General features: G+C 68.2%; 21 protein-coding genes. 9 read left to right on the top strand and 12 right to left on the bottom strand.

Annotated elements, in window-relative coordinates; all coding sequences use genetic code 11:
* The first annotated feature begins 137 nt into the window (after window positions 1-137).
* Together A5696_RS20960 and A5696_RS20955 are read left to right on the top strand one after the other, a co-directional pair.
* Window positions 138-902 (top strand): hypothetical protein, encoded by a 765-nt coding sequence (locus A5696_RS20960; RefSeq protein ID WP_067882916.1) that lies wholly within the window; start codon window positions 138-140, stop codon window positions 900-902.
* Between the two features lie 170 nt (window positions 903-1,072).
* Window positions 1,073-4,768: a multifunctional oxoglutarate decarboxylase/oxoglutarate dehydrogenase thiamine pyrophosphate-binding subunit/dihydrolipoyllysine-residue succinyltransferase subunit gene (locus tag A5696_RS20955; RefSeq protein ID WP_067882915.1), complete on the top strand. Its 3,696-nt coding sequence runs from the start codon at window positions 1,073-1,075 to the stop codon at window positions 4,766-4,768.
* 80 nt (window positions 4,769-4,848) lie between these two features.
* Here A5696_RS20955 and A5696_RS20950 read toward each other — a convergent pair whose 3' ends face one another.
* From A5696_RS20950 to A5696_RS20940, 3 genes are all read right to left on the bottom strand, one after another.
* Window positions 4,849-6,069: a bifunctional 2-polyprenyl-6-hydroxyphenol methylase/3-demethylubiquinol 3-O-methyltransferase UbiG gene (locus A5696_RS20950; RefSeq protein WP_067882914.1), complete on the bottom strand. Its 1,221-nt coding sequence runs from the start codon at window positions 6,067-6,069 to the stop codon at window positions 4,849-4,851.
* An 18-nt stretch (window positions 6,070-6,087) separates the two neighbouring features.
* Window positions 6,088-7,317 (bottom strand): bifunctional 2-polyprenyl-6-hydroxyphenol methylase/3-demethylubiquinol 3-O-methyltransferase UbiG, encoded by a 1,230-nt coding sequence (locus A5696_RS20945; RefSeq protein ID WP_067882913.1) that lies wholly within the window; start codon window positions 7,315-7,317, stop codon window positions 6,088-6,090.
* A gap of 138 nt (window positions 7,318-7,455) precedes the next feature.
* Entirely contained in the window at window positions 7,456-8,685 is a 1,230-nt protein-coding gene (locus A5696_RS20940) for a bifunctional 2-polyprenyl-6-hydroxyphenol methylase/3-demethylubiquinol 3-O-methyltransferase UbiG (protein WP_067882912.1), read from the bottom strand.
* A gap of 162 nt (window positions 8,686-8,847) precedes the next feature.
* Between A5696_RS20940 and A5696_RS20935 the strand changes: the two genes are divergently transcribed.
* Window positions 8,848-9,675 carry an SDR family oxidoreductase gene (locus A5696_RS20935; protein WP_067882911.1) on the top strand — a complete coding sequence of 276 codons (828 nt, stop codon included), beginning with the start codon at window positions 8,848-8,850 and terminating at the stop codon, window positions 9,673-9,675.
* Between the two features lie 88 nt (window positions 9,676-9,763).
* On the opposite strand, the gene A5696_RS20930 is transcribed toward A5696_RS20935, so the two are convergent.
* Genes A5696_RS20930 through A5696_RS20920 form a run of 3 tightly spaced genes read right to left on the bottom strand, consistent with a single transcriptional unit; the run spans window position 9,764 to window position 12,817 of the window.
* Window positions 9,764-10,609 carry a glycine betaine ABC transporter substrate-binding protein gene (locus tag A5696_RS20930; protein ID WP_067882910.1) on the bottom strand — a complete coding sequence of 282 codons (846 nt, stop codon included), beginning with the start codon at window positions 10,607-10,609 and terminating at the stop codon, window positions 9,764-9,766.
* On the bottom strand, window positions 10,606-11,778 hold the full coding sequence (locus A5696_RS20925) for an NADP-dependent malic enzyme (RefSeq protein ID WP_156738524.1): 1,173 nt from the start codon (window positions 11,776-11,778) through the stop codon (window positions 10,606-10,608). The genes A5696_RS20930 and A5696_RS20925 overlap by 4 nt, the downstream gene beginning before the upstream one ends.
* A gap of 49 nt (window positions 11,779-11,827) precedes the next feature.
* A complete protein-coding gene (locus A5696_RS20920; RefSeq protein ID WP_067882908.1) occupies window positions 11,828-12,817 on the bottom strand; it encodes a malate dehydrogenase in 990 nt (329 codons plus the stop codon).
* A gap of 176 nt (window positions 12,818-12,993) precedes the next feature.
* Between A5696_RS20920 and corA the strand changes: the two genes are divergently transcribed.
* Both corA and A5696_RS20910 read left to right on the top strand, forming a co-directional pair.
* Complete coding sequence (gene corA, locus A5696_RS20915; RefSeq protein WP_067882950.1) at window positions 12,994-14,097, top strand: magnesium/cobalt transporter CorA; 1,104 nt, start codon at window positions 12,994-12,996, stop codon at window positions 14,095-14,097.
* 139 nt (window positions 14,098-14,236) lie between these two features.
* Window positions 14,237-15,130 (top strand): hypothetical protein, encoded by an 894-nt coding sequence (locus A5696_RS20910; RefSeq protein WP_156738527.1) that lies wholly within the window; start codon window positions 14,237-14,239, stop codon window positions 15,128-15,130.
* A 100-nt stretch (window positions 15,131-15,230) separates the two neighbouring features.
* Here A5696_RS20910 and A5696_RS20905 read toward each other — a convergent pair whose 3' ends face one another.
* Genes A5696_RS20905 through A5696_RS20880 form a run of 6 tightly spaced genes read right to left on the bottom strand, consistent with a single transcriptional unit; the run spans window position 15,231 to window position 20,619 of the window.
* Window positions 15,231-15,815 (bottom strand): suppressor of fused domain protein, encoded by a 585-nt coding sequence (locus tag A5696_RS20905; protein ID WP_156738523.1) that lies wholly within the window; start codon window positions 15,813-15,815, stop codon window positions 15,231-15,233.
* A complete protein-coding gene (locus tag A5696_RS20900) occupies window positions 15,812-16,984 on the bottom strand; it encodes an ABC transporter ATP-binding protein (protein ID WP_067882907.1) in 1,173 nt (390 codons plus the stop codon). The genes A5696_RS20905 and A5696_RS20900 overlap by 4 nt, the downstream gene beginning before the upstream one ends.
* A 4-nt stretch (window positions 16,985-16,988) precedes the next feature.
* Window positions 16,989-17,822, bottom strand: a complete 834-nt coding sequence (locus tag A5696_RS20895; RefSeq protein ID WP_067882947.1) for a carbohydrate ABC transporter permease — start codon at window positions 17,820-17,822, stop codon at window positions 16,989-16,991.
* Window positions 17,812-18,654 (bottom strand): carbohydrate ABC transporter permease, encoded by an 843-nt coding sequence (locus tag A5696_RS20890; RefSeq protein ID WP_067882946.1) that lies wholly within the window; start codon window positions 18,652-18,654, stop codon window positions 17,812-17,814. The genes A5696_RS20895 and A5696_RS20890 overlap by 11 nt, the downstream gene beginning before the upstream one ends.
* A gap of 26 nt (window positions 18,655-18,680) precedes the next feature.
* A complete protein-coding gene (locus A5696_RS20885) occupies window positions 18,681-20,087 on the bottom strand; it encodes an extracellular solute-binding protein (RefSeq protein ID WP_067882906.1) in 1,407 nt (468 codons plus the stop codon).
* Window positions 20,088-20,091: 4 nt separating this feature from the next.
* Window positions 20,092-20,619, bottom strand: a complete 528-nt coding sequence (locus tag A5696_RS20880; protein ID WP_067882905.1) for a general stress protein — start codon at window positions 20,617-20,619, stop codon at window positions 20,092-20,094.
* A 75-nt stretch (window positions 20,620-20,694) separates the two neighbouring features.
* Between A5696_RS20880 and A5696_RS20875 the strand changes: the two genes are divergently transcribed.
* From A5696_RS20875 to A5696_RS20860, 4 genes are all read left to right on the top strand, one after another.
* Window positions 20,695-21,246, top strand: a complete 552-nt coding sequence (locus A5696_RS20875) for a DUF4190 domain-containing protein (RefSeq protein WP_067882904.1) — start codon at window positions 20,695-20,697, stop codon at window positions 21,244-21,246.
* A 69-nt stretch (window positions 21,247-21,315) separates the two neighbouring features.
* Window positions 21,316-22,626 carry a magnesium transporter MgtE N-terminal domain-containing protein gene (locus A5696_RS20870; protein WP_067882903.1) on the top strand — a complete coding sequence of 437 codons (1,311 nt, stop codon included), beginning with the start codon at window positions 21,316-21,318 and terminating at the stop codon, window positions 22,624-22,626.
* On the top strand, window positions 22,623-23,165 hold the full coding sequence (locus A5696_RS20865) for a DUF1003 domain-containing protein (RefSeq protein ID WP_067882902.1): 543 nt from the start codon (window positions 22,623-22,625) through the stop codon (window positions 23,163-23,165). The genes A5696_RS20870 and A5696_RS20865 overlap by 4 nt, the downstream gene beginning before the upstream one ends.
* 102 nt (window positions 23,166-23,267) lie before the next feature.
* Complete coding sequence (locus tag A5696_RS20860) at window positions 23,268-24,515, top strand: lytic transglycosylase domain-containing protein (RefSeq protein WP_197517040.1); 1,248 nt, start codon at window positions 23,268-23,270, stop codon at window positions 24,513-24,515.
* The last annotated feature ends 46 nt before the right edge of the window (window positions 24,516-24,561 follow it).

The following is a 24,561-nucleotide window of genomic DNA, read 5'->3' as shown; positions in this document are numbered from 1 at the left end:
ACGAACCGCCGGATCGTCACCTTGCACCGCATTATCGCGCGTGGGGCAAGTCGGCTAACGCCGCGGGTTTTGCGTCCGACCTATCTATTACGCCGGGCGGGTTAGCCTGGAAGGACGCCACCAGCAGGAGAGGCAATATGCGGGCCCGACGGAACAGAGCTGCACATATGTCAAAGGCGGACCAGCCGCCGGCCGGCGCTGGCCGGCCCAAGGCATCGGCGCGCGCATTGGCGCAGGTCATCGAGCGCAGCACGCGGGTACACGGGCCGGCGGCCGAGGCCTACGTCGCGCGGCTGCGGCGGGCGCACCCCGGCGCCACCCCCGCCGAGGTCGACGCCAGGCTGGAGAAGCGCTACCTGGCCGCGCTGACGGCCAGCGGCGCCGCCGTCGGTTCGGCCGCGACGTTCCCCGGGGTCGGGACGCTGACCGCGGTGTCCGCGGGCGCCGGGGAAACCGTGTTCTTCGTCGAGGCGACCGCCCTGTTCGTGCTGGCCAAGGCCGCCGTCTACAACATCCCGGCCGACCACCGGGAACGGCGCCGCGCGCTGGTGCTGGCGGTGCTGGTCGGGGACGACAGCCGGCGCGCGATCGGCGAGCTGATCGGCCCCAGCCGCACCCAGGGCGGGTGGCTGGCCGAGGGCATGGCGTCGCTGCCGTTGCCGACGCTGGGGCGGTTGAACACCCGGATGCTCAGCTACTTCGTCAAGCGGTACACGGTGCGCAAGGGCGCCCTGATGTTCGGCAAGATGCTGCCGGTCGGCGTCGGGGCCGTGGTCGGCGGCGCCGGCAACCGGATGGTGGGCAAGAAGATCGTCCGCAACGCCCGGGAGGCGTTCGGCGTCGCACCCGCGCGCTGGCCGAGCACGCTCCGGCTGCTGCCCCCGATCCACGAGGCCGGCTAGTTCGCCTCCCCGGTCGCATTCGCGGATTGCCGGCAAAAGGTTAGCCTTTATTGGGGCGGCAACGTTCCAGGACCAACGCGGGTGTGAGGTGCCCCACCATCAGGGGCGCGGAGAGTCGCGGGCGCAGCGCGAGCGCTTGCAGGACACAAGAATTGAGGCGAACAGCGGCCGTGAGCAACATGTCGCCATTCGGGCAAAACGAATGGCTGGTCGAGGAGATGTACCGCAAGTTCCGCGACGACCCCTCTTCGGTCGACCCGAGCTGGCACGAATTCCTGGTCGACTACAACCCCGAACCCACCGCCGACGCGGGTGACGGGCAGGCCACGGAAGCAAAAGCCCCCGCCCGGGAGGCCAAGCCCGCCGCCACCGCTCCGGCACCTCCCAAGCCGGAGCCCGCCGAAGGCAACGGCGCCGCGGTGGCCGCCCCGGCGGCGCCCGCCAGGTCCGCCGCTCCCCCGCCGGCCGAGGGCGACGACGTGCAGGTGCTGCGTGGCGCGGCCGCGGCCGTCGTCAAGAACATGTCCGCTTCGCTGGAGGTGCCGACGGCGACGAGCGTCCGGGCGATCCCGGCCAAGCTGCTGATCGACAACCGGATCGTCATCAACAACCAGCTCAAGCGCACCCGCGGCGGCAAGATCTCCTTCACCCACCTGCTGGGCTACGCGCTGGTGCAGGCCATCAAGCAGTTCCCGAACATGAACCGCCACTACGCGGAGGTCGACGGCAAACCGACCGCGGTCACCCCGGCGCACACCAATCTAGGCCTGGCCATCGACCTGCAGGGCAAGGACGGCAGGCGGTCCCTGGTGGTGGCCGGCATCAAGCGCTGCGAGGAACTGCGGTTCGCGCAGTTCGTCACGGCCTACGAGGACATCGTCCGCCGCGCGCGCGACGGCAAACTGACCGCGGAAGACTTTGCGGGCGTGACGATTTCGCTCACCAACCCGGGCACCATCGGCACCGTGCACTCGGTGCCGCGGCTGATGGCCGGCCAGGGCGCGATCATCGGCGTCGGCGCGATGGAGTACCCCGCCGAGTTCCAGGGCGCCAGCGAGGAGCGCATCGCCGAGCTGGGCATCGGCAAGCTGATCACCCTGACCTCGACCTACGACCACCGCATCATCCAGGGCGCCGAATCCGGCGACTTCCTGCGCACCATCCACGAGATGCTGCTGTCGGACGGTTTCTGGGACGAGATCTTCCGCGAGCTGGGCAACCCGTACCTGCCGGTGCGCTGGAGCACCGACAACCCGGACTCGATCGTCGACAAGACCGCCCGGGTGATGGAGCTGATCGCGGCCTACCGCAACCGCGGGCACCTGATGGCCGACATCGATCCGCTGCGCCTGGACAGCGCCAGGTTTCGCAGCCACCCCGATCTCGAGATACTCAATCACGGCCTGACGCTGTGGGACCTCGATCGAGTCTTCAAGGTCAATGGCTTCGCCGGTTGCGAGTACAAGAAGCTGCGCGACGTGCTCGGCCTGCTGCGCGACGCGTATTGCCGCCACATCGGCGTCGAATACACCCACATCCTCGAGCCCGAACAACAGGCCTGGCTGCAGGAGCGGATCGAGACCAAGCACGTCAAACCGACTGTGGCCCAGCAGAAATACATCCTGAGCAAGCTCAACGCCGCCGAGGCCTTCGAAACCTTCCTGCAGACCAAATACGTTGGGCAGAAACGATTCTCGCTTGAAGGCGCCGAAAGCGTGATCCCGATGATGGACGCGGCGATCGACCAGTGCGCCGAGCACGGCCTCGACGAGGTGGTCATCGGGATGCCGCACCGCGGCCGGCTCAACGTGCTGGCCAACATCGTCGGCAAGCCGTACTCGCAGATCTTCAGCGAGTTCGAGGGCAACCTCAACCCGTCCCAGGCGCACGGCTCCGGCGACGTCAAGTACCACCTCGGCGCCACCGGCGTGTACCTACAGATGTTCGGCGACAACGACATTCAGGTGTCGCTGACCGCCAACCCGTCGCACCTGGAGGCCGTCGACCCGGTGCTCGAAGGCCTGGTGCGGGCCAAGCAGGACCTGCTGGATCGCGGATCCGACGATGACGGCGACGACAAAGCCTTCTCCGTGGTGCCGATGATGATGCACGGCGACGCCGCCTTCGCCGGCCAGGGCGTGGTGGCCGAGACGCTGAACCTGGCGAACCTGCCCGGCTACCGCGTCGGCGGCACCATCCACATCATCGTCAACAACCAGATCGGGTTCACCACCGCGCCGGAATACTCCAGGTCCAGCGAGTACTGCACCGACGTGGCGAAGATGATCGGCGCGCCCATCTTTCACGTCAACGGCGACGACCCGGAGGCCTGCGAGTGGGTGGCGCGGCTGGCCGTGGATTTCCGGCAACGGTTCAAAAAGGACGTCGTCATCGACATGCTCTGCTACCGGCGTCGCGGCCACAACGAGGGCGACGACCCGTCGATGACCAACCCCTACATGTACGACGTCGTCGACACCAAGCGCGGCGCCCGCAAGAGCTACACCGAGGCCCTGATCGGCCGCGGCGACATCTCGCTCAAGGAGGCCGAGGACGCGCTGCGCGACTACCAGGGCCAGCTGGAGCGGGTGTTCAACGAGGTCCGGGAGCTGGAGAAGCACGGCGTGCAGCCCAGCGCATCCGTCGAGGCCGACCAGCCCGTCCCCGCGGGGCTGGCCACCGCGGTGGACAAGGCGCTACTGGCCCGCATCGGCGACGCGTTTCTGGCCGTGCCCGACGGGTTCACCGCGCACCCGCGGGTGCAGCCGGTGCTGGAAAAGCGCCGGGAGATGGCGTACGAGGGGAAGATCGACTGGGCGTTCGGCGAGCTGCTGGCGCTGGGTTCGCTGGTGTCCGAGGGCAAACTGGTGCGGCTGTCCGGGCAGGACACCCGGCGCGGCACCTTCTCCCAGCGGCATTCGGTGATCATCGACCGCAACACCGGCCAGGAGTTCACGCCGCTGCAGCTGCTGGCGACGAACCCCGACGGCACCCCGACCGGCGGCAAGTTCCTGGTCTACGACTCACCGCTGTCGGAGTACGCGGCCGTCGGCTTCGAGTACGGCTACACCGTGGGCAACCCGGACGCGCTCGTGTTGTGGGAGGCGCAGTTCGGCGACTTCGTCAACGGCGCGCAGTCGATCATCGACGAGTTCATCAGCTCCGGTGAGGCCAAGTGGGGCCAGCTGTCCAACGTGGTGCTGCTGCTGCCGCACGGTCACGAAGGGCAGGGCCCCGACCACACGTCGGCGCGCATCGAACGCTTCCTGCAGCTGTGGGCGGAGGGGTCGATGACCATCGCGGTGCCCTCGACGCCGTCCAACTACTTCCACCTGTTGCGCCGGCACGCGCTCGACGGCATCCAGCGCCCGCTGATCGTGTTCACGCCGAAGTCGATGCTGCGCAACAAGGCCGCGGTCAGCGACATCAAGGACTTCACCGAGATCAAGTTCCGCTCGGTGCTCGAGGAGCCGACCTACGAGGACGGCATCGGCGACCGCAGCAAGGTCAGGCGAATCCTGTTGACCAGCGGCAAGATCTACTACGAGCTGGCGGCCCGCAAGGCCAAGGACAACCGTGACGACGTCGCGATCGTGCGCATCGAACAGCTCGCGCCGCTGCCGAAGCGCCGGCTGAACGAGACGCTCGACCGTTACCCGGCGGTCGAGGAGTTCTTCTGGGTGCAGGAGGAGCCTGCCAACCAGGGCGCCTGGCCGCGCTTCGGGCTCGAGCTGCCGGAGTTGTTGCCCGACAAGCTGATCGGGCTCAAGCGCATCTCGCGCCGCGCGATGTCGGCCCCGTCGTCGGGCTCGTCGAAGGTGCACGCCGTCGAGCAGCAGGAGATCCTCGACACGGCCTTCCGTTGAGCCGTCGAACGTCGACTTGTTGTGCAGAAAACCAATTTTGAGCCACAACAAGTCGACGTTCGCGCACTAATCGACTTCCGCTAGGCCGGATTCAGGCCCATCGCAACGAAATCGAGACGCCACAGCGCCTGGAAGAGCCTGCGGGCGAACTTCTCGCGGTCGTCCGCGCCGGCCCGCCGGGAGTCCCCGCCCTGCGCCACCAGCTCGGCGATCTCGCGCATCGTGCGGCAGCCGTCGACGCCCTGCACGAACGGCAACTGAGCCGAATTCAAGGTCAACCGCCAATCCGGCCGGAAGATCTCGTTGCCGGCCAGGCCGCAGCGGTAGCGCATCATCGGAACGTAATCGAGGGCGCCAGCGGTCGAAAAGTCAATCGCGTAGCTGTCTTTCGGGCGCTCGGGGCGACACGCCATGAAGACATGGCAACCGTTCAGCGTCTGGATGCGTTCCATCACCGACCAGTGCTTGCGCTCGGGCAACTCGTTGACGGCTCGATACAACTCGTTCGGCGCCGTGAACAACTCGTGCGCGTAGTACGGCGCCTTGAGGAACCATCCCTGAAACACGAGCCCGGCCGATTCGACGAGGTCGACACACTCGTCGACGGTATAGCTGCGCTGGCGACCGTGCAGGAACGTATCGACCAGGGCGGCATCGGAGGTCTGCAGATCATCCGCTATCCGGATGTAGGGCCGGACGGGATGGTCCTGCGGCAGCACGGAGATCGTCTCTTTGACGATGTGGACCGACGCATCATCTTGACGCAGCCCCAGGTCGCGAAAAACCGATTCCAGCAGCTCGACGCCGATCCGGCCGTACTTCGCGTACAGCATGAGAGCCAAGGCGCCGTCCGTGCGCAGGCACTGCGCGAGCGCTTTCGCGCCCGCCAGCGGATCCGCCATGTGATGCAAGACGCCGGTCGACACGATGAGGTCGAAGTCGAGGCCCAGCGACGACACCTCTTCGATCGGCAGCCGATGCAGCTCCAGGTTCCACAGCCCGTGCTTGTCTTTCAGGAACTCCTGATGGTCCAGCGACGGCTGGCTGATGTCGACCGCCACCACCCGCGCTGCCGGATTGCCGAACGCGAACGTTGCGGCCTGATTGGTGCCGCAACCCGCGATCAGAATGTCGAGATCGGGTTTGTATTCCCGGTCCGGCCACAACATCCGGTGCGCATGGGCGGGGTCGAACCACTGCCAGTTGCCGGCGGACCACACCTCGAGGTCCTGGATGGGGTGCGGGTACCGCCACCGCTCGTACTGCCGCGTGACAACATCGGAGCGCGGATCCTCGCCCACTTCAGCCGCCTCCTGTCCCTAAACAGCGGAGTTTGGTTTCAGGCCCATCGCCAGGAAATCCAGACGCCACAACGCCTCGAACAGCCTGCGGCCGAACCTCTCCACCTCGGCCGCGCCACCGCGGCGCGCTTCCGGGCCCTGTGCGACGTTCGCGGCGATCTCCCGAATGGTGCGGCGGCCGTCGACCTGCTGCACGAAGGGCAGCTGGGAGCCGTTGAGGGCCATGCCCCAATCCGGCCGGAAAATCTCGTTGCCCGACAAACCGCAGCGGTACCGCATCATCGGGACATAGTCGAGGGAGCCCTCGGTCGAAAAGTCAATGGTGTACGACTCTTTCGGCCGCTCGGGACGACACGCCATGAAGAAATGGCACCCGTTCAACGTCTGGATGCGTTCCATCACGGACCAGAGCTTTCGCTCGGGCAACTCGTTGACGGCACGATAGAACTCGCTCGGCGGTGAAAACAACTCGTGCGCGTAGTAGGGCGCCTTGAGGAACCATCCCTGGAACTCGAGACCTGCCGATTCGACGAGATCGACGCACCCGTCGACGGTGAAACTACGGTCCCGGCCATGCAGGAACGTGTCCACCAGACCGGTATCGAACTGCAAATCGTCCGCCGCTATCTTGAGGTAGCCCTGAACCGGGTGATCGGGCGACAGCACGGTGAGCGCCTCTTTTACCATCTGGACCGACGCCTCGTCCTGATCCAGCCCCATGTCGTGGAAGGCCGACTGCAACAATTCGACCCCGATTCGGCCGTACCTCGCGTACAGCATGACCCCCACCGCGCCGTCCGGCCGCACGCAGTGGGCGAGCGCCTTCATGCCCGCCAGTGGCTCGGCCATGATCATCAGAACGCCGGTCGATACGACGAGATCGAAGTCGAGATTCAGCGACGGCAGCTCCTCGATCGGCAGCCGGTGCAACTCGAGGTTCCACAGCCCGTGCTTGTCTTTCAGGTATTGCTGATGGTCCAGGGACGGCTGGCTGATGTCGACCGCCACCACCCGCGCGGCGGGATTGGTGTAGGCAAAGATTGCCGCCTGGTTGGTGCCGCAACCGGCGATCAGGATGTCGAGATCGGGTTTGTAGTCCCGGTCCGGCCACAACATCCGGTGCGCATGGACGGGGTCGAACCACTGCCAGTTGTTAACGGTCCAGGCGTCGAGGTCCTGGATGGGTTCGGGGTACCTCCACCGCTCGTACTGGCGGGAGACGACGTCGTCTCGCGGATCGACCTTCACTTCAGCTGCCCCCTTCTCGGCTCAGCCCGTCAAACGACGCGGTGGTGAGCTGTCTCACATCCGCCCCTTACCTCGCAGGATTATGGGCGGCGGCTCTCCACCGGCGCAAGGGGCCAAAGACCAACGCGCCGAAATCGCCTAAGGCGTCGGGCTCGCGGGCAGGGTCATCTGGACAAAGTCCAGACGCCACAGCGACTGAAAGAGCTTGCGGCCGAATTTCTCCAGCTCACCCACATCGGCCCGCCGCGATGTCCCCTGTGCCACGCGCGCGGCGATCTCCCGGATCGTGCGTCGACCGTCGACGTGCTCAACGAAGGGCAATTGGGCGGCGTTGAGGGTCATGCTGCCGCCGGGTCTGACGATGTCGGCCCCGGACAGGCCGCACTGCAAACGCATCATCGGGACGTAATCGAGATAGCCGGGCTCCGCGAAATCGATTCTGTAGCTCTGCTTGGGCCGGTCCGGACGGCACGCCATGAAAAAGTGGCAGGCGGAAAATATGTGCATGCGCTCCATGACCGACCAGAGCTCACGCTCGGGCAATGCGTTGAGCGCGTCATAGGTGGCGGTCCCCGGCGTGAACCAGTCATGCGAGTAATAGGGCGAATTCAGGAGCCAGCCCTGGAATTCGAGTCCGGCATTGGTGACCAGGTCGATGCAGCCGTCGACGTCGAAGCTGCGGTCGCGGCCATGCAGGAACGTGTCCACCACGGCGGCGTCGTACTGCAATTCCCAGTCGCCTTCCGCCCTGAAATAGGTTCGCAGGGGGTGCTCGGCCGGCAGCGCCGAGATCATCTCCTTGACGATGTGCACCGATTTGTCGTCTTGGCGCAGCCCCATGTCGCGGAAGACCGATTGCAGCATTTCGACACCGGTCCGGCCGTACTTCGCATACAGCGTGAGACCGATCGCGCCCTCCCGGCGCAGGCAGGCGCCGACCGCTTTCATGCCGACCAGCGGATCCGCCATGTGATGCAAAACGCCCGTCGAGACGATCAGATCGAAATCCCTGTTGAGCGTGGGCAGTTCCTCGATCGGCAGCAGGTGCACTTCCAGATTCGACAGCCCGTGCTTGTCTTTCAGATATTGCTGATGGTCCAGAGACGGTTGACTGATATCGACCCCCACCACCTTGGCGCCGGGATTGCGGTAGGCAAAAACCGCCGCCTGGTTGGTGCCGCAACCGGCGATCAAAATGTCGAGGTCGGGTTTGTAGTCCCGGTCGGGCCATAACATCCGGTGAAAGCGGGAAGGGTCGAACCAGTGCCAGGTGCCGTCGCCCAATGAGTCGAGGTCTTGGATGGGCCGCGGGTACCTCCACCGCTCGTACTGGCGCGAGACGACATCGGAGCGCGGATCGGCTGTCATGTCAGCGGTTCCCCCTTCGCGGTCGGTTCCACGCAGGATTATGGGCCGTCATGCCACCGCGCACCAGAGGCCAAAGACCACGCCGTGCCGCTTGGGCCCTGTGTAGGCCGTACCGCGGGTACCGGCTAGCCTCGACGCAGACTGAGTGACGGGAGAAGGCTCATGAAGGGATTCGCCGGCAAGGTCGCCGTGGTCACCGGCGCGGGTTCGGGCATCGGGCAGGCGCTGGCCATCGAGCTGGCCCGCTCCGGCGCCAAGGTGGCGATCAGCGACGTCGACACCGAAGGCCTGGCGCAGACCGAGGAGCGGGTGAAGGCGATCGGGGCGGAGGTCAAGGCCGACCGGCTCGACGTCACCGAGCGCGAGGCCTTCCTGGCGTACGCCGACGCCGTCGCCGAGCACTTCGGCAAGGTCAACCAGATCTACAACAACGCCGGCATCGCCTACACCGGCGACATCGAGGTCAGCCAGTTCAAGGACATCGAACGGGTGATGGACGTCGACTTCTGGGGCGTGGTGAACGGCACCAAGGCGTTCCTCCCGCACGTCATCGCCTCCGGGGACGGCCACATCATCAACATTTCGAGCGTGTTCGGGCTGTTCTCGGTGCCGGGGCAGGCGGCCTACAACTCGGCCAAGTTCGCGGTCCGGGGGTTCACGGAGGCGCTGCGGCAGGAAATGATCCTGGCCCGCCACCCGGTCGCGGTGACCACCGTTCACCCCGGCGGCATCAAGACCGGGATCGCCCGCAACGCCACCGTCGCCGAGGGACTCGACCGCGACCAGCTGGCCAAGATGTTCGACAAGCGGCTTGCCAAGACCAGCCCGGAACAAGCCGCCCGCGTCATCCTGGACGCGGTCCGCAAGAAGAGGGCCCGGGTGCTGGTCGGGATGGACGCCAAGGTCCTGGACGTGATGGTGAGGTTGGCCGGTCCGTACTACCAGCAGCTGTTCGGGCCCGTGATGGGCCGCTTGATGCCCAAGCCCTAACGCCTTCACCGCCGAGACTGCGCTCAGCGCGCCAGATCATGACCGAAGCACGCGCTGAGCGCAGGCTCGATGGTCGCGCAATCAAGCCCTAGCGGCCCAGCGGGTGTTCGGCCAGCCAGCCGCCGGCCACCGCCTGCGGGTCGGCGCCGCCGGCCACCTGCCGGCGCATGTCGGCCAGGGCCGCGGTGTCCAGCACCCCGGCCACCTCGTTGATCGCGAGCAGCTGCCGATCGCTCAGCGCGTTGCGCCGATACAGCGGCACCACGTTCTCGGCCCGGATGAGTGCGGGTTTGCCGTCGGCCAGCGCGACCAGGTCGGCGGGGCTGGCCGGGTCGGCGGCCGTCGTCCACCCCGCGGTCAGCTGACCGTTGCGCACCGCCGCGAAAAGCGCATCCTCCGAAGGGAATTGGCGCGCCGCGGCCAACCGGCAGGAACCGACCGCCAAGGGCGCCTGAAAGCCGTCGACGGCCCCGACGCTCAGCCCGTCGCAGTGCTTGGGCAGGCTGCTCAGGTCCGCGGTGAGGTCGTGGCCGCCCCAGGCCCGGGCGGTGGCCTGGGTGACCAGCAGCACCGGCTTGTCGTCGGCGGCGGTGGTGTAGTCGCCGGCCAGCACGCCCTCGGGCAACGCCGCGATCATCGCGCGGTAGACCTGCGCGTCGGACATCGCCGCCGCCCCGGGCTGTAACCGCTGCAACGTCTGGCCGGTGAACGCGGGTACGACGGTGAAGGCGCCCGAGTCCAGCTTCGCCATCGGGTCGGTGTCGGCTTCGGCCCGCGCCCCGAAACCGTATGACCGAAGCGCCGCAACGTAGATGGCGGCCAAGAGCGTCGACTCCGGCCTCGAGCCGACCACCAATTCCGGGGCGGGCCGGCGTTCGCCGCAGCCGGCCAGCGCAAGCAGCGCCGCCAGCAGCAGCGCGGCCAGCCTGGTCACACGAACGTGTCTGCGGCGATCGCGACGGCGGCGGCGACGGCTTCCCCGACGCGCGAGTCCAGCGGGCTCGGGACGATCCGGTCGACCGCGAGGTCGTCGCTCACGACGGAGAAGATCGCCTCGGCCGCGGCCACCATCATCTTCTCGGTGATCCGGCGCGCGCCGGCGTCCAGCGCGCCGCGGAACACCCCCGGGAATGCGAGCACGTTGTTGATCTGGTTGGGGAAGTCGCTGCGGCCGGTGGCCACCACCGTGGCGTACTTGGCCGCGATCTCGGGATGGATCTCCGGGTCCGGGTTGGACAGCGCGAACACGATCCCGCCGGGCGCCATCGTGGCGATCAGCTCCTCGGGCACCACGTCGCCCGACAGCCCGAGGAAGACGTCCGCGCCCTCGAGCGCCTCGACGAGCCCGCCGGACAGGCCGTCGGGGTTGGTCCGCCGCGCGAGGTCGACCTTTACGCTGTTCATGTCGTCGCGCCCGGTGTGCAGGATGCCGCGCGAGTCGAGGACGGTGATGTCCGAAAGACCCATCGTCAGAAGGAGATTCGTGCACGCCACCCCGGCGGCGCCGGCACCCGAGACCACCGCCCGCAACGACGACATGTCGCGGCCGAGCAGCTTGCTGGCGCCCATCATGGCCGCCAGCACGACGATCGCGGTGCCGTGCTGGTCGTCGTGCATCACCGGGCAGTCCAGCGCCTCGATCACCCGCCGTTCGATCTCGAAGCAGCGCGGGGCGGCGATGTCCTCGAGGTTGACGGCGCCGAACGTCGGCCGCAGCCGCACCAGGGTTTCGACGATCTCGTCGGGGTCCTTGGTGTCGAGCACGATCGGGATCGCGTTCAGCCCGCCGTAGGCCTTGAACAGCGCGCACTTGCCCTCCATCACCGGCAGCGAAGCCTCGGGGCCGATGTCACCCAGGCCCAGCACCGCGCTGCCGTCGCTGACGACCGCGACCAACCGGTTCGACCAGGTGTAGCGGGCGGCCAGGGTGCGGTTGGCGGCGATGGCGCGGCTGACCTGCGCGACGCCCGGGGTGTAGGCGATCGACAGGGCGCGCTGGGTGTCCAGTGGTGCGCTGAGGGCTACCGAAAGCTTCCCGCCCACATGCGCGTCGAAGATCTCGTCGTCTCCGATGGGCATCGGCGGATGCGCGGTTTCCGGCATCGCATCAGGGTAAGGGCTACCCATTAGTAGACCTAATTTCTGCTCGGGATCAGATCAGGCCCAGCTCCGTGACCGCGTTGCGCTCGTCGGCCAGCTCCGCGGTCGACTTGTCGATGCGGCCACGGGAGAAGTCGTCGATCTCCAGGCCCTGCACGATCGACCAGTCGCCGCCCTTGGTGGTCACCGGGAACGACGAGATCAGGCCCTCGGGCACGCCGTAGGAGCCGTCGGAGACGACCGCCATCGACACCCAGTTGCCCTCCGGGCTGCCGACCAGCCAGTCGCGCGCGGCGTCGATGGTCGCCGAGGCGGCGGACGCGGCCGACGACGCGCCGCGGGCGTCGATGATCGCGGCGCCGCGCTTGGCGACGGTCGGGATGAAGTCGTTCTCGATCCATGCCTGGTCGCCGACGACCTCGGCGGCGTTCTTGCCCTTGACCTCGGCGTGGAAGATGTCGGGGTACTGGGTGGCCGAGTGGTTGCCCCAGATCGTCATCTTCTTGATGTCGGTGACGGCGGCGCCGGTCTTGCGGGCCAGCTGGGTAATCGCGCGGTTGTGGTCGAGGCGGGTGAGCGCCGAGAACCGCTCCTTGGGAATGTCGGGGGCGTTGCTCATCGCGATCAGCGCGTTGGTGTTGGCGGGATTACCGGTCACGCCGATGCGCACGTCTTCCGCGGCGACCGAGTTGAGCGCCTTGCCCTGGGCGGTGAAGATCGCGCCGTTGGCCTCCAGCAGGTCGCCGCGCTCCATGCCCGGGCCGCGCGGCCGGGCGCCGACGAGCAGAGCCAGGTTCACGCCGTCGAAGATCTTGTTCGGGTCCGCGCCGATCTCGACGCCCGCAAGCAACGGGAAGGCGCAGTCGTCGAGCTCCATCACGACGCCCTCGAGCGCCTTGAGCGCGGGCTCGATCTCCAGCAGCCGCAGCTCGATCGGGCGGTCGGGCCCCAGCAGCGCGCCGCTGGCGAGGCGGAACAACAGGCTGTAGCCGATCTGGCCGGCGGCGCCGGTGACGGCGACCTTGACTGGACTTGCGCTCACGTCGAAGTGCTCCTTATGGAGAAGATCGGGATTGTGTGTCGTGCTCGAAACTAGCGCACCCCCGTCCGCGCGAAACCTCCGGTCCACGGCCGCCGCGGAGTTTTCACGTCGTGTTTCACCAGGACGCGTAGCATTGAGCACCGCTTATCGGCCATGCGCTGCGATCGGAGGTGGGGGTGTTTCCCGGACCTGACGCATTGCCCGAGGTGCTGCGACCGCTCGCGCGCGAGCCGCGCGAGCCGCAGGCCGAGCGCGTCGAGCAGCCGCCACACGAAACGCTGGTCGACTGCGCCGTCTACGCCGAAGGCCACCGGCTGCCGGGGAAGTTCAGCTACGCCGCCGCCGTCAACCGGGTGCGGCAGATCGAGATGCTCGGGCACCAGGCGTTCGTCTGGGTCGGCCTGCGCGAGCCCGACCTCACCGAGATGCAGGACGTGGCCGACGTGTTCGGGCTGCACGCGCTGGCCGTCGAGGACGCCGTCTGCGCGCACCAGCGGCCCAAGCTGGAGCGCTACGACGAGACGCTGTTCCTCGTGCTGAAGACGGTCAATTACGTGCCGCACGAATCGGTGACGCTGGCCCGCCAGATCGTCGAGACCGGCGAGGTGATGATCTTCGTCGGTAAGGACTTCCTGGTCACGGTCCGCCACGGCGAGCACGGCGGGCTCTCCGAGGTGCGCAAGCGGATGGAGGCCGACCCCGAGCAGCTGCGCCTGGGGCCGTACGCGGTGATGCACGCGATCGCCCACGAGGTGGTGAACCACTATCTCGAAGTGAGCCATTCCGTCGAAGCCGACATCGACAGCATCGAGGAGGTGGCGTTCGCCCCCGGCCGCAAGCTCGACGTCGAACCGATCTACCTGCTCAAGCGCGAGGTCGTCGAACTGCGCCGATGCGTCAACCCGCTGTCCGGGGCGTTCCTGCGGATCCAGCAGGAGAACAAGGACCTGATCGCCAAGGAGGTGCGCCGCTACCTGCGCGACCTCGCCGACCACCACTCCGAGGCCGCGGAGCACATCGCCAGCTACGACGACATGCTCAACTCGCTGATCCAGGCGGCGCTGGCCCGCGTCGGCATGCAGCAGAACAACGACATGCGCAAGATGGCCGCCTGGGCCGGCATCCTGGCTTTCCCGACGATGGTCGCCGCGATCTACGGCATGAACTTTCATTTCATGCCCGAGCTGAACTGGACGTGGGGCTACCCGGGCATCATGGCGCTGATGGTGGTCGTCTGCCTGGTGCTGTACTTCCAGTTCCGCCGCAACAATTGGCTATAGCTTTTTCCTCGCGAGCAGACACAAAAGCCCCCAATTCGTCGGCGTGTCGGGGGCTTTTGCGTCTGCTCGGCGCAATGGGCGGTCGTGGCTTTTCCACATTACGCAGCCAGCTGACTACTCGGGTAGCTTGCCGCGCAGCATCGTTAGGGGTGTGGACATCGAACGCGCGCTATTCGAGTGCGGCGGGCAGGCGACTACTTCCCAACTGTTGACTGTGATCTCGCGTAAGCGATTGGCCGGACTTGTCAAGTCCGGCAGGCTTATTCGGATATGCCATGGTGTTTATGCGACGAATGAGCCCGACGCAAGCGGCGCGCTGGCGGCGCTGCAACTAAAGGTCGGCCGACCGGTAGTCGCGTGTATGGGCACCGCGGCCGCGTTGTATGGCTTCGACACCGAGGGCACGTCCAGGCTCCACGTCCTTGATCCAGGGGTACGGATGCGCCCATTGCCGAGGATGATGGTGCATCAGCGAATTGGTGCTCCTCTGCGACGAGTCCAGGGTCGCCTGGCGACAGCGCCGGCATGGACCGCAATCGAATTGGCCCGGACGCTTCGGCGCCCGCGCGCCCTGGCGACGCTTGATGCCGCCTTGCACGTCGGCGCCTGCACCCGCGCGGAATTGGACTCGGCGATTCGCGAGCAGCGGGGTCGGCGCGGGATCGTCAAGGTCCGGGAACTGTCTGGCTATGCCGACGGCCGCGCCGAATCCCCGATGGAGAGTGAGGCGCGACTCGTTTTCATCGATCATGCACTGCCGAAGCCCGAGTTGCAGTACAGCGTCCTCGATCGCCACGGCAAACTCTGGCGGGTGGACTTCGCCTGGCCGGAAGCAATGGTCAGCGCGGAATACGACAGCGTGGAGTGGCATGTCGGTCGCGATGCCCTATTGCATGACCGACTGAAAACCGCTCGACTGCAGGAATGCGGTTGGACCACAATTCCGATGACGGTTGACGACATCCGGCGGGATCCACTCAGCCTGGTGGCGCGCATCAACGGCCACCTGACGAGGCCCCGCCTGGCCGGCTGACGGCCCTCACCTTCACCTCGCGAGCAGACACAAAAGCCCCCCATTCGTCGGCGTGTCGGGGGCTTTTGCGTCTGCTCGGCGATCCAGGCCCAGCACGCCGTCAACGCGGGTGCGCCGCAGGCCGTTTCGGGTCGAGCACGTCGACGCCGTCGCTGCGCCACGCCTGCCGCATCGCCTCGGCGCCCTTGAGCCGCACCCACGCGGCCTCGGTCGCGGTGATCGGAGTCGCCGACAGGAACTGCACCGGGTCGCGGGGCGCCTCCAACGGCAGCTGCGGAATGTCGCTGTGGCCCAGCAACACCGCGGTGAACGGCACCCGCCCCGACGGCCACGCCCACAGCGGAGAGCCGAGGTCGATCAGGGCGTCGGCGACCAGCACCACGCCGTCGACGGCCGGGGTGGCCGCCAGGACTGCCAGGCTGCGGGCGATGCCGGTGGCGGGCCCGGGATCCCGCAGGCTCAGCACGACCTCGGCCCGCGGGCCGCGCAACGGGTCCGCGACCATTTCGGTCGGGTCGGTCATCGGGTGGCGCGAGCACCCCAGCGACACGTAGTGCACCAATCCGCCGCCGCGAAACCGCAGCACCTCGATCGGCTCGGTGCCCAGGAACGTCACGCTCGCCGAGTCGGGCTCCACCCCCGCGAAGTGGCCGCACACGTGGGCGCGAACAAGGTCGGAAATCACTCAGCCGGCGGGATCGTCAGGTTCGCCCCGGACTCGGCGTCGAAGACGGCCACCTTCGAGGTGTCGAGTGCCAGCTCGATCGACTGTCCCACCGTCGCCTTCGACTCCGCGGAAACGCGTGCCACGAACTGGTTTTCGTGCATTTCGCCCTCGGCCTCCAACTCGTCGAGCTGGGCGGCGTGCACGGCCGGGCCCGCGGTGGTGAAGTACACGTACTTGTCGGCGCCCAGCGATTCGACCAGGTCGACCTTGACCTCGAAGGTCAGCGCCCGGATGCGCTGGTAGCCGTCGATCAGCGCGGCGTCGGCCAGGTGCTCCGGTCGCACCCCGACGATGACGTTGTCCGGCCGCCGGTGCCGCTCGATGACCTGCTGGACCTCCGGCGCCAGCATCACCTCGCCGAAAGCCAGCCTCAGGCCGGTTGGCGTGAGGCTCGCGGGAAAGAAGTTCATCGCCGGCGAGCCGATGAACCCCGCGACGAACAGGTTGGCGGGCCGCTCGTACAGCTCGTCGGGCGTGCCGATCTGCTGCGCGACCCCGCCGTGCATCACCACCACGCGGTCGCCCAGCGTCATGGCCTCGGTCTGGTCGTGGGTGACGTAGACGGTGGTGGTACCCAGTCTGCGCTGCAGCCGGGCGATCTCGCCGCGCATCTGCACCCGCAGCTTGGCGTCGAGGTTGGACAGGGGCTCGTCCATCAGAAACGCTTTGGGATGGCGCACGATCGCGCGTCCCATCGCGACCCGCTGACGTTGGCCGCCCGACAGCTGGGAGGGCTTGCGGTCCAGAAGTTCGGTCAGGTCAAGGGTTTTCGCGGTCTCCTCGACCTTCCGGGCGATCTCGGCCTTCTTCATCTTGGCCAGGGTCAAGGGGAAGGCGATGTTCTGCCGCACGGTCATGTGCGGGTAGAGCGCGTAGGACTGGAACACCATGGCGATGTCGCGGTCCTTGGGCGCCTTCTCGTTCATCCGTTGGCCGTCGATGCGCAGCTCGCCCGACGAGATATCCTCAAGCCCGGCAATCATGTTCAGCGTCGTCGTCTTGCCGCAGCCCGACGGCCCGACCAGGATCAGGAACTCGCCGTCGGCGATGGTGATGCTCAGGTCCTGCACCGCCGCTGCGCCGTCGGCGTAGCTCTTGTGGATGTGCTCCAACACGATCTCGGCCATCGCGCTATCCCTTCACAGCGCCAGAGGTCAACCCGGCGACAATCCGTCGTTGGAAAATTAGAACAAAAACGATGATCGGGACGGTAATCACCACCGCACCGGCCGCGATCGAGCCGGTCGGCTCCTCGAATTGCGAACTGCCGCTGAAGTTCGCGATCGCCACCGGCGCGGTGATCGCCGCCTCGGTGGCCGTCAGCGACAGCGCCAGCAGCAGGTCGTTCCAGGCGAAGATGAACACCAGGATCGCCGCGGTCACCAGGCCCGGCGCCGCCAGCGGCACGATCACCTTGCGGAAGGCCTGACCCGGCGTGGCGCCGTCCATCTTGGCCGCCTTCTCGAGATCCCACGGGATCTCGCGGAAGAAGGCCGACAGCGTGTAAATGGCAAGGGGCAGAGCGAAAGTGATGTAGGGCAGGATCAGGCCGGGCCAGGTGTCGAACAGGCCGATCCGCCGTTCGATGTTGAACAGCGGGGTGACCAGCGAGATCGCCGGGAACATGGTGATCAGCAGGGCGGCGCCGATCAGCAGCCGCTTGCCCGGAAAGTCCAGCCGGGCGACCGCGTAGGCCGCCATCGCGCCGAGCACCACCGCGATCGCCGTGGTGATCAGGCCGATCCCGATCGAATTGATCAGCGCGGAGGTGAAGAACTCGCCGCGGAAGATGCCCCGGTAGTTGTCCAGCGTCAGCGACGACGGAATCAGCCTGCCGTCCTTGACCATCGAGGTCGGCTTGAGCGACAGGGACAGGATCCACAGCACCGGGACGAGCGCATACAGCACGACCAGGGCGTCGATCACGGCCCACAAGGCGGCGCGCCGCGCCGGTTCAGCGGCCATCGGCGTCACCACCCGGCGCCGCGGCACCGAACACCTTGATGTAGACCAGCGCGATGATGCCGGCACACACGAAGATCAGCACGCTGATCGCCGAGCCCAGCCCGACGTTGAAGCCCTTGAACAGGTTGTCGTAGCCCAGGATTGACACCGAATCGGTGTTGTTCGCGCCGTCGGTCAGCACGAAGATGTTGTCGAAGATGCGAAAAGCGTCCAGCGTCCGGAACAGTAGCGCCACCACCACCGCCGGCTTGATGATCGGCAGGATGACCCCGGTCAGGCGCCGCCACGCGCCGGCCCCGTCGACCTGCGCGGCCCTCAGCAGGTCCTCGGGCACCAGCGCCAGCCCGGCCAGCAGCAGCAGCGACATGAACGGCGTCGTCTTCCACACCTCGGCCAGCACGACGATGCCCAGCGACGGGATCTGTTGCGTCAGTGGCGCGCTCCCCTGCGGCAGCAAGTTGGCCAGATACCCGGTCCCCGGCGTCCAGGCGTAGTACCAGCTGTACGACGCGACGACGGTGACGATGCCGTAGGGGATCAGCACCGCGGTGCGCACCAGGCCCCTGCCGACGAGCGTGCGGTGCATCACCAGCGCCAGCGCCAGCCCCAGCACGAACTCGACCGACACCGACACCACCGTGATTCCCAGGGTCACCGCCAGCGCGGTCCACCAATACCGGTCGGTCAGAACCGTCAGATAGTTGCCCAGCCCGATGAACGCGGTGTCGTTCGGGCTGGCGAGGTTGTTGCGCTGCAGGCTGAGCCACACGGCGTAGCCGATGGGGTACGCCGTCACGGTGAGCATCAGGATCGCCGCCGGCGCCACCAGCATCAGGCCGAGCCGCCGTTCGGAGGCGCTCACGGCAACAACCCCTTGCCGTCGAGGGCCAGCTGCGCCTGCGCGGCGAGCTCGTCGGCCGTGCGCTGCGGGTCGATCCGCGTGATCGGGCTCAGCCCCGTCGACAGCCGCAGCGACAACGCCTGGTAGACGGGCGTGGCCGGACGCACGGCGGCGTCGGTGAGCTGCCGGCGGATCACGGTGTACATCGGGTACTTGGCCTGGAATTGCGGATCGGAATACAGCGTGTCGCGCACCGCGGGGAGCCCGCCCTGAATCGACACGTATTTCTGGCTCTGCAGGCTGCGCAGGCAGCGCACGGCTGCGAACGCCTCCGCTCGGTGGCGGGTGGTGCTGGACACCGCCAGGTTCAGCCCGCCGATCGTCACCTTGGCGGGCATGGCCGGGGCCACCCGGGGATAGGGCGCGAAGCCGAACACCTTCTGGCTGGCCTCGTAGGCGATGCGGAATTGCTCGTCGTCGGGGACGAACGTCCCGACGTCGTTGACGCTGCCCGCCAGCGCCGGATCCCGGTTCAGCGGCAGGAAGGGCACGCCGCCCTTGACCGCGTTCTCCAGGAAAGACGCCAGCACGTAGGGCCAGTTGACCTCGAGCGCGGCCTTGCCCTGCTCGACCGCCAGCCGCGCGGTGCCCTCGTCGGTGCGGCTGATCGACGGGTCGGCCCCGGGCGCGGTGGCCACCGACTTGAGGACCCGCAGCGCGGCGACGGTCGCGGCCCGGTGCGCGGGGGTGTCGGTCAGCGTGACCCGCCGGCCGTCCTCGGAGAGCACCTGTCCGCCCGCGCTCACCAGCAGCGTGTTGAACCACACCACCAGGCCCTCGCCCTCGTTGGCCTGCACGGCGATCCACGCCGCCTGCCCGGCCGCCTGCAGCCGGGCGGCCTCGGCCACCATGGCGTCCCAGGTCATCGGCGCCCGGTTCACCAAATCCGTCCGGTACCAGAGCAATTGGGTGTTGGTCGTCACGGGTGCGCCGTACAGTTGATGCTTCCAGCGGGCCGTCGCGAGCGGGCCCGGCAGGGTGTCGACGGTCGCGTCCGACTCGGCCAGGCCCGCCGGGTCGTCGGAGAGCGGCAGGGCCCAACCGGCCTCGGCGAACTCCGCGGTCCAGACCACGTCCAGCGCCATCACGTCCAGCCCGCGGTCGTGCGCGCTCAGCCGCCGGGCCAGCTGCACACGCTGCTCCCCCGGCCCCCTGGGCAGGCTCACGTGCCGGACCGTGAACCCGAGACGCCTGGTGCAGTCCTGCGCGACCGCGGTGAAGGTGGCCGCATCGGTGGCGGGCGTGTAGAAGCTGATCACCAGCCCGCCGCCGGGCGTCCCGCAGGCCGACAGAGTTGATGCCGCGGTCAGCGCCGCCAGGACGATTGCGCCGAGTCGGCCCGCTCGACCACGACGCCCGCCCACCGATTCAGATCGCCAGGCGCGCCAGCAGATCCCGCGCCTTCTCTGCGTTTTGCGGATCGCAGAGCACGTCGTAGCGGCCGGCCACCAACTGCATGGTCGAGCTGAAATCCCTTGTGCCACGCGCCATTGCGTAGGGAACCGCGGAGGTGATGAGGCCGAAGAACACCCCGGCGACCAGGCCGGTGGCCAGCGCGGCCCACGGGTTGGGGCTGAAGAACCCGAGCACCAACCCGATGAACAGGCCAAGCCACGCCCCGCTGATGACGCCGCCGCCGAGCACTTTCGGCCAGGACAACCGGCCGGTGACGCGTTCGACCTGCATGAGGTCGACGCCGACGATGGTCACCTGCTGCACCGGGAACTGCTGGTCGGACAGGTAGTCGACCGCGCGTTGCGCCTCGGCGTAGGTCGGGTAGGAGCCGACCGGCCAGCCCTTGGGCGGGGTCGGGAGCGACGGCACGCCGCGCCGGGCCGCCGCCGCGCCGCCGGGTGTGGCGCCGGGTACCTGTCCGGGCTGGAAAGGATTGGTCATCGTCGCTCATTCTCCTCCGCCTCGGCCATCCTTTCATCCCGGGCCACGGGGTGCGCATGGGCTAGGTTGAACACCATGGCAGCTCCCGGCGGTGGCCACGGCGACCAGGCCGGCCCGCCGCCAACCGGCGGCCACGGGCCCGAGCAGCCCGCCTGGCAACCTCCCTGGGATCCGCCGGCCATCGAATATCCGCCCCCGGCGTTTTCGCCGCTCGGCTACCCGCCGATGCCGCCGCCCGGGTACGGCCCGCCGCCCGGGTACGGCCCGCCACCCGAGTACGGCCCGCCACCCGGGTACGGGCCCCCTCCCGGCTTCCTGCCGCCGCCGCCCGGCTTCGGGCCGCCGGCCTATCCGGGGTATCCCGCCGGCCACCACGCGGCGCCGGACTACCGGGCGCAGGCCGGGACCAACGGCCTGGCGATCGCCTCGCTCATCGCGTCGTTCACCGGTTTCTTCTGCTGCGTCATCGGCTCCGTCGCGGCGATCGTGCTGGGCGTGGTCGCCCTGAACCAGATCAAACAGACCCGCCAGGACGGCTATGGCCTGGCGGTCACGGGCATCGTGATCGGCGTCGGCACCCTGGTGGTGTTTCTGGTCATCGCGATGTTCAGCATCCATTCGCGTTAGCGGCGATTCATCGGCGGACACCGGCATGGCCGCCTGCCGTCCGCGGGGCGGCTGAATAGGCTTCCGTGCATGGCATCGGTCAACAGGGTCTACGTCGCGCGGCTCCCGCGGATGCTGGTGTTAGGTCCGCTCGGCGAAAACTTCGGCCGCGTCCGCGATGTGGTGATCAGCATCAGCATCGTCCGCCAACAGCCCCGCGTCCTGGGGCTGGTCGTCGACTTGGCCACGCGCCGAAGCATTTTCATCCCGATGCTGCGGGTCGCCGCGATCGAGCCCGACGCGGTCACGCTCAACACCGGCAGCGTGTCCCTGCGCCATTTCGAGCAACGGCCCGGCGAGGTGCTGGCGATGGGCCAGATCCTCGACACCCCGGTCAAGGTCAACGATCCCGAACTGCCCGAGCTGGCCGGCCTCGGCGTGGTGATCACCGACCTGGGCATCGAGCAGACCCGGACACGGGACTGGTTGGTCACCCGGGTCGCCGTGCGCACCCAGCGACGGCTGGGACGTCGCGGCCCCGTCCACGTGGTGGACTGGCAGAACGTGCAGGGGCTGACGCCGTCGGCGCTGGCGCTGCCGGGTCAGGGGGTCGCCCAGCTGCTCGCCCAGTTCGAGGGCCGCAAGGCCGTCGACGTCGCCGACGTCATCCGCGGGCTGCCGCCCAAGCGGCGCTACGAGGTGCTCAAGGCGCTCGACGACGACCGGCTGGCCGACGTCCTGCAGGAGCTGCCCGAGCTGGATCAGGCCGACGTGCTCTCGCAGCTGGGCACGGACCGATCGGCCGACGTGCTCGAGGAGATGGATCCCGACGACGCCGCCGACCTGCTCGGCGTGCTGAACCCGACGGACGCCGAGATGCTGCTGACCCGGATGGACCCCGACGAGTCCGAACCGGTGCGCCGGCTGCTCACCCACTCCCCCGACACCGCGGGCGGGCTGATGACCTCCGACCCGGTGGTGCTGACGCCGGACACGTCGGTCGCCGAGGCGCTGGCCCGCGTGCGCGACCCCGACCTGACCGCGGCGCTGTCGTCGATGGTGTTCGTGGCGCGACCGCCGACGGCCACCCCGACCGGGCGCTACCTGGGCTGCATCCCATTGCAGCGGCTGCTCCGCGAGGCGCCGGCCGAGCTGGTCGGCGGGATCGTCGACAGCGACCTGCTCACCCTGAGTCCGGAGACCCCGCTGGGCTCGGTGACCCGCTACCTCGCCGCCTACAACCTGGTGTGCGGCCCGGTGCTCGACGACCAGAACCACCTCTTGGGAGCGGTGACCGTGGACGACCTGCTCGATCACCTGCTACCGCACGACTGGCGCGTTGACGTGCAGGAGCTCGACACCACCGGCCGCATCGAACGACGACTGGGAGGCTCCGGGTGAGCAGATCCACGGCAACGCGACGGCTCTACACCCCCCGCACATCGCGCCGGTATTCGCCACGGGTGGACCCCGAGGCGGTCGGGCAGATCACCGAGTCCATCGCGCGTTTCTTCGGCACGGGCCGCTACCTGCTGATCCAGGCGGTCATCGTGATCGGCTGGATCCTGGTGAACGTGTTCGCGGCGGCACTGCGCTGGGACCCGTACCCCTTCATCCTGCTCAACCTGGCCTTCTCGACGCAGGCCGCCTACGCCGCGCCGTTGATCCTGCTGGCGCAGAACCGCCAGGAGAACCGGGACCGGGTCGCGCTCGACGAGGATCGCCGTCGGGCCGCGCAGACCAAGGCCGACACCGAGTACCTGGCCCGCGAGCTGGCGGCGCTGCGGCTGGCCGTGGGCGAGGTCACCACGCGCGAATACCTGCGCCACGAGCTGGAAGACCTGCGCTCGATGCTGACCGCGTTGCTGCCGGAAAGCGCCGACGAGGAAGCCGCAACGGCGAGTGACGACTGGGAGCGGACCGCTAAGAAATCCCGGTAATTATCAAATCCGCCATTGCGCCACTCCCGTCACGGGGGTTATGTATTGTGATCTGGTTCACGAAGCTAAGCAGGTAGTTTCCCGACCTTTGAGGACGGCCGAGTGCGCATTGGGGGACGTTGGGGTCCACGCCCGGCCGCCGCGGCCGTGCGACAGCGGGTACTTCGCGTGCCAAAGCTCCGGCTGACGAAAATCCGGGTGTCGAAAACGCCCGCGTTCGGCGTCGCCGTGATCACCCCCCTCGTCTTCGCCGGTGCGGTCGGCGGCGCGGCCCCGACGTATTCCGCTCACCCGGCACCGGTCCGCAACCAGCCCGCCCCGGTGCGCGCCGCCATCTACCCGGTGGCCGCGGTCTCGCCGAGCGTCCCCGACACCTCCGGGCCGGTCGTCATCGCCGCGGACCGCACACCCACCGCGTTCCACATCGCCGAGGCCGCGCCGTCCGCCCCGCCGCCGCCGATGATCGTGAATGCGCCCGGCGCGCTGGGCATCCCGTCGGTCGCCCTGGCCGCCTACCGCAGCGCCGAGCAGAAGATGGCCGTAGCCGCCCCCGGCTGCGGCGTCAGCTGGAACCTGCTCGCCGGGATCGGGCGCATCGAGTCGGGCCACGCGGGCGGTGGCGCGGTCGACGCGCGCGGCACCGCGGTCGTCCCCATCTACGGCCCCTCGCTGGACGGGTCGCTGCCCGGCAACGAGGTCATCGTGCAGAGCACGGCCGGCAATCGCCCCACGTACGCGCGCGCCATGGGCCCGATGCAGTTCCTGCCCGGCACCTGGGCGCGCTACGCCGCCGACGGCAAGGGCGACGGAACCGCCGATCCGCAAAACCTGTTCGACTCGGCGCTGGCCGCCGCCCGGTACCTGTGCAGCGGCGGGCTGAACCTGCGCGACCCCATGCAGGTGATGTCGGCGATCCTGCGCTACAACAACTCGGTGCCCTACGCGCAGAACGTGCTGGGCTGGGCCGCCGCGTACGCCACCGGCGTGGTGCCGGTCGACCTGCCGCCGATGACCGGGCCGCCGCCGCCGCTCGGCAACGCCCACGACGATCATCCGGAGGGGCTCGGACCCAACCTCCCGATGAACGTCATCGGCCTGCCGTCCGACGACCCGTTCTCGCGGACGCCGCTGATCGACTTGAGCGGGACGCCGCCCGTCGGCTCGCAGCCGATGTTCCCGTGGATGCAACCCACCCCGCAGCAGGCGCCCACGCAGCTGCCCGGCTGCACCGTGATCTGCATCGGACCGCAAAACCCGGCACCGCCGGCGCAATTCGGAGCGCCCCCGCCCTTCGGAGCGCCACAGCCGTTCGGCGCGCCACCCGCGCCGTTCGACGCCGACGCGACCTGACGCGTGGGCAGCCCGTCGCGAGCGTGCGCAGTTGTACGCCTGCGAC

Source organism: Mycobacterium sp. E2699 (assembly GCF_001666745.1).
Lineage (GTDB): Bacteria > Actinomycetota > Actinomycetes > Mycobacteriales > Mycobacteriaceae > Mycobacterium.
The sequence above is the reverse complement of the archived record's forward strand: the minus strand, read 5'-3'. Positions and strand labels throughout refer to the sequence as shown.